The sequence below is a fragment of the Spirosoma sp. genome (assembly GCF_048594605.1).
Taxonomy (GTDB): Bacteria; Bacteroidota; Bacteroidia; order Cytophagales; family Spirosomataceae; genus Spirosoma.
Genome location: NZ_JBMDWV010000353.1, coordinates 1 through 5862 on the forward strand (window position 1 = coordinate 1; position 5862 = coordinate 5862).

The following is a 5862-nucleotide window of genomic DNA, read 5'->3' on the forward strand; positions in this document are numbered from 1 at the left end:
AGCCAGCGACATTCTGGGGCGGGGCATTCAGTTCGCCGAAGCCGATCGGGTTGCCACAGCAGCCGTCGAAACAATTTTCGGGAACGTAGCGGTCGGTATTATGGCAGCGTTGATCATGGTTTCAACCTTCGGCTGCAACAATGGCCTGATTCTGGCGGGCGCTCGGCTTTACTACGCGATGGCGAAAGATGGCCTATTTTTGAAGCAGGCTTCACACTTAAATCAAAATGCGGTACCGGGCCGGGCGTTGTGGCTACAGTGTATTTGGGCATCGCTCCTATGTCTTTCTGGCAAATACGGTGATTTGCTGGATTACTGCACCTTTGCCTCGCTCGTATTTTACATCATCACCATCATGGGCTTGTTTCGTTTACGACGTACTGAACCCAATACAGAACGCCCTTACCGAGCGTTTGCTTATCCTCTCGTACCTGCTCTATACATTGTTGCCGGGCTAACAATCTGCGCGATTCTGCTTTATACCAAAACGTTCAACACAGGCATGGGGCTTCTCATTGCAGGATTAGGCGTACCTGTGTATTTTTTCACGAAACGAAGTCAACATAACTAAGATTTACTGCTTTTGCACAACTCAGCTATCTGGGAATAAATCCTGAAACGGACTTAGCACACAGAAACACGCTGTCAGCAAGTACCAGCGGGAGGAGAAACCGGCTGCCTAAATCTGCGTCCCAACCATTCGTAACACGTCATCTCCTTTGTAAAAGTTTTTACGTTCCAACGAGTCAGGCGTTTGCGCGATTTTAGGAAAATACTTCACTTATCCCGGTTGAAACATCGCCGGGAAAAAGTCGTTTATCTAATGAGTTGTAGCATTATGGTAGTCAATAAATTATCCTGTCTTTTCTGGCTTGGTTTACTCGCTGGTTGGATCAGCGCCTGCACCAGCATGGGGCCGACAGCCAGCATTTTTCGACCAACATCACCACACGACCAATACGGGCAATCGCTAAAGTCCGCTAAACTTGACCGTACGGCACTCGGCACCGACTGGCTTGAAGCGGGCGAACGAGCCCTTCGTGATTCACTTAAAATTTCGATTCCCTATCGCGAGAGCGGCTATTTTTCAGCCAATAAAGCGTTTGCCGTAGGTTATCGGCTCGACGCGCAACGGGGCGACCGATTTCTGATACGAATCGAAACGCAGGGACAAAAAGATACTCAGGTTTTTATTGACGTGTTCTCGCTGGAAGAACGTAACCGGACTAATCTGCTCGCTTCCTCAAAAGCGGATACGAACGTACTGACCTGGGAACCGCGAAAAACACAGAGTTTCCTCATTCGCATTCAGCCGGAATTATTACGTAGTGGCAGTTATACCATCAACATCACCCGTGAACCAGCCCTGGCATTTCCGGTAAAGGGACGCGACAGCCGCCAGATTAGCAGTTATTTTGGAGCCCCACGCGATGGGGGACGGCGTAGACATGAAGGGGTCGATATTTTCGCCCCCAAAGGAACACCGGCCGTAGCATCGGTCGATGGGGTAATTACGGGGGTCGGCTCGAACAGCCTGGGCGGTAATGTGGCTTTTCTGACCGATAACGAACGTAGTATCCGGCTGTACTATGCCCATCTGGACCGCTGGAACGTAACAAACGGACAGCGCGTATCGGTTGGCGACACCGTTGGTTTTGTCGGTAATACAGGTAATGCCCGCACAACAGCGCCCCATCTGCATTTTGGCATATATGGCATAATGGACGGCGCTACCGATCCATTGCCCTTTATCCGGCTTGGACGTGGGCCAGCTAAGCAACCTTTGGTCGCTACGTCGCGCCTAGGCGATTCAATCCGTGTATCGGCTGCTCGTTCAATAATGCGGCTGGCACCTCAGAGCGATGCGCCTATTGTGCGCGAACTACCAAAGGCATCAGCGTTAACAATTATAGGTGGTACCGAAATCTGGCTTCGTGTTGAAACCCCGGATGGCCTAACGGGATACATTCTCAACAGTACAACTGAATCGGCCAATCGTCCTCTTCGGCGGTTAACCTTAGCTTCTTCGAGTGCTCTGTTCGATTCAGCCGACAGACAAGCGGGAACGATAAAGACGTTAGAGCCTGGAGTGGCCGTAGATGTGCTGGCCGTAGCTAATTCCTTTCAGCTGATACGTAGCGCCAATGGCCAGACAGGCTGGCTATCTCTACCTGCCGATCCTGGAAAACCCACGAAAGCAGCCATTCGTTAAAATCTTCGTCAAATTCTTGTTTAGACATTATCTAAATTAACGCTTTCGCCTTATATTTGTACGTTCATTTCCGTACCCATGACGAGTAACGTACCAGTAACGTACCAGGAAGTATTTCGGACCGAAAGAGGAGTTGTTTATCAATGTGATGAAAGCAATCGGCTGATCCTGGAATTTTGGGATACACATACCCAGTTATCTGCCCGCGATTTTGCCCAGTTTCGCCGAATGGTTGAAACCGTCGATATTCGGCAAATGGCACTCAGCACCGCTGCAGAACACGACGTTGAGATTTTAACGCCCCCCCGTTCCGAGCGCTGTTACGTATTGACACTCTGCGAGGTTGTTCATCTGCGCGAATTACTCAACGGTGCCAAGTTGATGCTGGAACTTAATTCGATGTTACGTGAGTGTGGCTGTACACTCGCCGAATAACCATAAATAGACTTTTTCTAAATTTCCTGAGAATCAACCGGCTGTGTAACAACGACCGGTTTTTTTGTGTTGTTTTGTCATACGAATTACTCACCGGAAACGGTAATTTATATATGAAAGATTTAGCAAGACTACGCACGTCGATTAAGGAGAGCGTTGAACTGGCTCTGAACCAGCAAATACAAATGGAAATGATTTCATCGTCGAAATACCTGGCGATGGCAGGCTGGTGCGACCGGAATGGCCTGGATCACAGCGCTGGCTTTTTCTATAAGCAATCGGAAGAGGAGCGCAAGCACGGTATGAGAATTTTTCATTACCTGTGCGATCAGGGTGGCACCGCTTACTCCCCTGAGGTTCCGGCCGTAGCACAGGAGTTCGATTCGCTACGTTCGGTATTTGAGACGGCTCTGGAACAGGAAATTGCTGTTTCTGACTCTATCAATCGTATTATTGGCATCTGCCGTCGGGAGAGCGACTATGCTACCGAAGAGTTGCTGAAGTGGTACGTGAAGGAGCAGGTTGAAGAAGAGTATATCGCTCGTCGCTGCCTTGAATTAATTGACCAGATTCCAGCTGACCAGATTTATTATCTGGATAAAAAACTTGCCAGCGTTACGTACGATGGCAATCCATTCGAATAACCAACCTATGAGACAGTAAAAAGGCATCCGAGAAGGATGCCTTTTTTGCGTTTAAGGTATCTACGATGATTACGAAAGGAGTCCGCTAAAAATTAATTTTGCACTGTCGGAGTCACTTCACCTTATGCTTTATTGACCATGCGCCCAGCCGTATTTATAGGATTCCTTTGCTGTTCAATTGCCGGTGCTTTAGCCCAGACGCTGCCTAAATCCGAGGACGTTGCTGCTATTAAAAGCCAGTGCGGATGTCACGAAGTCGATTTTCAATATGCCGAAACCTTTGCCTCCGACAAGAATTACACGTTTAAAGACCGGTACACCGCCAAAGGAATCGAGTGGGTATTTGTTGATGAGGAAGCAGGTTCTCCCGACCGACCAACCAAACTTATTATTCAACATCTACTGGTGATTGGCGATACGATTGTTGTCAAACACTGGCGCGAAGACTGGATCTATCAAAATACAAGCCTGCTTAAATTCAACCAGAATGCATCCTGGAAACGCGAAAAACTAGCCCCTGCAAAAGTCAAAGGCCAATGGACTCAGAAAGTTTTTGAAGTTGATGACAGTCCGCGATACGAAGGATCAGCTACGTGGATTCACGCTGACGGACGGATGTACTGGGAAAGCACGGCCGATTCTCCGCTGCCTCGCCGTGAATACACAAAACGTTCAGATTATAACGTACTACGTCGAACGAATCATCACGAAATTAGACCGGACGGTTACGTTCATGAGCAGGACAACCACAAAATTATTCGTTCGGAATCAGGTGATCAATTATTAGCTTCAGAGAAAGGTCTGAACAGCTATAAACGTATCGATGAAAAAAAATGCCAGGCTGCCAAAGCGTGGTGGTCTCAGAGCAGAGCTTACTGGGCGGATGTGCGAGCGCTATGGAATGAGTTATTAGCTGCCCGCGATACGGTATCAATCAAAGGTCAGGTGAAAGGTCAGGTATTGAGCCGAGAGCTGGACGAGCTATCATGGACAGCTCAGCAATCGCCGTATAATTCATCTGCAACTCGCCAAAGAATTCGTCAGACTATCGAAAAGTACTTGAAGTGATCTTCCCGGCTGGAAAGCGCATAAAAAAACCTGCCATCGTCGGATAGCAGGTTTTTTATTCTACAACGTATTAGCGAGCCGCGCCGTAATCCTGACCAGCGCTCTCAGGGAAGTTTTTCATGATGCTGGTCACCGTTTCGCGGAAAGCCTGATCACGATCCCGTTCCTTGTTGCGGCTGTTCATTTGGCCTGTAGCCCAGCCTTGCCATACGATATCATTCGTGCGGGCATCCAGTACGTTAATAACTACGCGATTTTCTTCATACTGGCGGGAGTAAACATTGTTATTCATACCGCCGTACCACCAGGAATATGGCGAGTACATGTTATTGGACTGAATCTGCTGCCGATCTTTCGAATCAGTAAAGAACCGAACAACCAGATCCGCTTCACCCTGCGTAACGGGCTTATAGCCCCGTGCTTTCAGCGATTGATCAAGCGCATCAGCAATCCGACGTTGGTTCAGATTACTACCAACGATTGGATCCGCGTTACGTTGCCGGTCCGCTTCAATGCGATACGTAGCAAATTGCCGAACGTTTACTTTAGGGTCGTAGTCATATTTGACCGTGATGGCCGGAGCGCAGGACGCCAGCGTACCGGCGACGAACAAACTGGTGATTATGCCTTTGAGTTTCATGTATTTTGAGTCGTTAATTGTTGTCAGATCGATTAGTAAACGTTAGAAAAACAACCATTCGTATATGACACTTAAATAACTAAAAACCGGGGGTATTCGTTCCGATTATTAAGACATAGTAGCGTCTCAATCTTACTGGTAACTACTTGTTAATCAGAGTAAAAACACGCGTTAAGTATTTTTAACAGAGGAATAATTCGCGTTTAACCAGAAAGCCATCACGTACCATTTTAGCAACGATTGCACATCTATCATAATTACCCAAAAATTGGGCAAACCGTTGCAATGAGTTATCAAAAAAAACGGGTTAAAGAAGAAAAGCCACTAACCGGGAGGCTAGTGGCTTCTACGAAAAAAATTAAACTACGTATCATTACCCACCGCTGGACAGCGCTTCCGCACCACCCACGATCTCAAGAATCTCGGTTGTAATAGCCGCCTGACGCGTTCTGTTGTAGACTAAGCGTAACTCTTTCAGAAGTTCGCCCGCATTATCAGTTGCCTTATCCATGGCCGTCATCCGGGCACCATGTTCAGCTGCGTTAGAATCCAGCACGGCCTTATATAATTGAATCTTGATCGTTTTCGGAATCAGCTCCGTAACGATTTCTTCTTCTGAAGGTTCAAAAATATAATTGATCGCACCCGATGCACCAGCAGGCGATTCTGCGGCAACAATTGGAAGCATTTGCTCAGCGCGCACGATTTGTACAGCCGCGTTACGGAATTCGTTGTAAATAACTTCAACCACATCATAGCGGCCACTGGCAAAACCATCCATTGCTTCTTCGGCAGCAGCCCGAACGGTTGCAAAATTCAACGAGCCGAACGCATCAACGTGGGTTTTGTTTACTTTAAAGCCA

The 5862-nt window shown here is 47.8% G+C and carries 7 protein-coding genes; 5 read left to right on the forward strand and 2 right to left on the reverse strand.

From position 1 onward, the window contains the following. The 5 genes from ACOJS8_RS21360 to ACOJS8_RS21380 all read left to right on the forward strand — a co-directional run. Positions 1-571, forward strand: a 571-nt coding sequence (locus tag ACOJS8_RS21360; RefSeq protein ID WP_420150582.1) for an APC family permease, incomplete at its 5' end; no start/stop codon positions are given. Positions 572-838: 267 nt separating this feature from the next. After that, positions 839-2212: a peptidoglycan DD-metalloendopeptidase family protein gene (locus tag ACOJS8_RS21365; protein WP_420150583.1), complete on the forward strand. Its 1374-nt coding sequence runs from the start codon at positions 839-841 to the stop codon at positions 2210-2212. 78 nt (positions 2213-2290) lie between these two features. Continuing rightward, the gene (locus ACOJS8_RS21370; protein ID WP_420150584.1) at positions 2291-2647 is read left to right on the forward strand and encodes a hypothetical protein; all 357 of its coding nucleotides are present in this window, start codon (positions 2291-2293) and stop codon (positions 2645-2647) included. A gap of 113 nt (positions 2648-2760) precedes the next feature. Further along, the gene (locus tag ACOJS8_RS21375; protein WP_420150585.1) at positions 2761-3291 is read left to right on the forward strand and encodes a ferritin; all 531 of its coding nucleotides are present in this window, start codon (positions 2761-2763) and stop codon (positions 3289-3291) included. Between the two features lie 138 nt (positions 3292-3429). Further along, on the forward strand, positions 3430-4359 hold the full coding sequence (locus tag ACOJS8_RS21380; protein WP_420150586.1) for a DUF6607 family protein: 930 nt from the start codon (positions 3430-3432) through the stop codon (positions 4357-4359). A gap of 70 nt (positions 4360-4429) precedes the next feature. Here the strand turns inward: ACOJS8_RS21380 and ACOJS8_RS21385 are convergent, their stop codons facing one another. After that, positions 4430-4999, reverse strand: coding sequence for a DUF4136 domain-containing protein (locus tag ACOJS8_RS21385; RefSeq protein WP_420150587.1), 570 nt, complete (start codon positions 4997-4999; stop codon positions 4430-4432). A gap of 373 nt (positions 5000-5372) precedes the next feature. Further along, on the reverse strand, positions 5373-5862 hold a 490-nt coding region (locus tag ACOJS8_RS21390), incomplete at its 5' end, for a F0F1 ATP synthase subunit gamma (RefSeq protein WP_420150588.1).

What these genes read in the sequence shown, in the direction of transcription:
- ACOJS8_RS21375 (WP_420150585.1), top strand. Translation starts at nt 2,761, where the DNA reads ATGAAAGATTTAGCAAGACTACGCACGTCGATTAAGGAGAGCGTTGAA.
- ACOJS8_RS21370 (WP_420150584.1), top strand. Translation starts at nt 2,291, where the DNA reads ATGACGAGTAACGTACCAGTAACGTACCAGGAAGTATTTCGGACCGAA.
- ACOJS8_RS21385 (WP_420150587.1), bottom strand. Translation starts at nt 4,999, where the DNA reads ATGAAACTCAAAGGCATAATCACCAGTTTGTTCGTCGCCGGTACGCTG.
- ACOJS8_RS21380 (WP_420150586.1), top strand. Translation starts at nt 3,430, where the DNA reads ATGCGCCCAGCCGTATTTATAGGATTCCTTTGCTGTTCAATTGCCGGT.
- ACOJS8_RS21365 (WP_420150583.1), top strand. Translation starts at nt 839, where the DNA reads ATGGTAGTCAATAAATTATCCTGTCTTTTCTGGCTTGGTTTACTCGCT.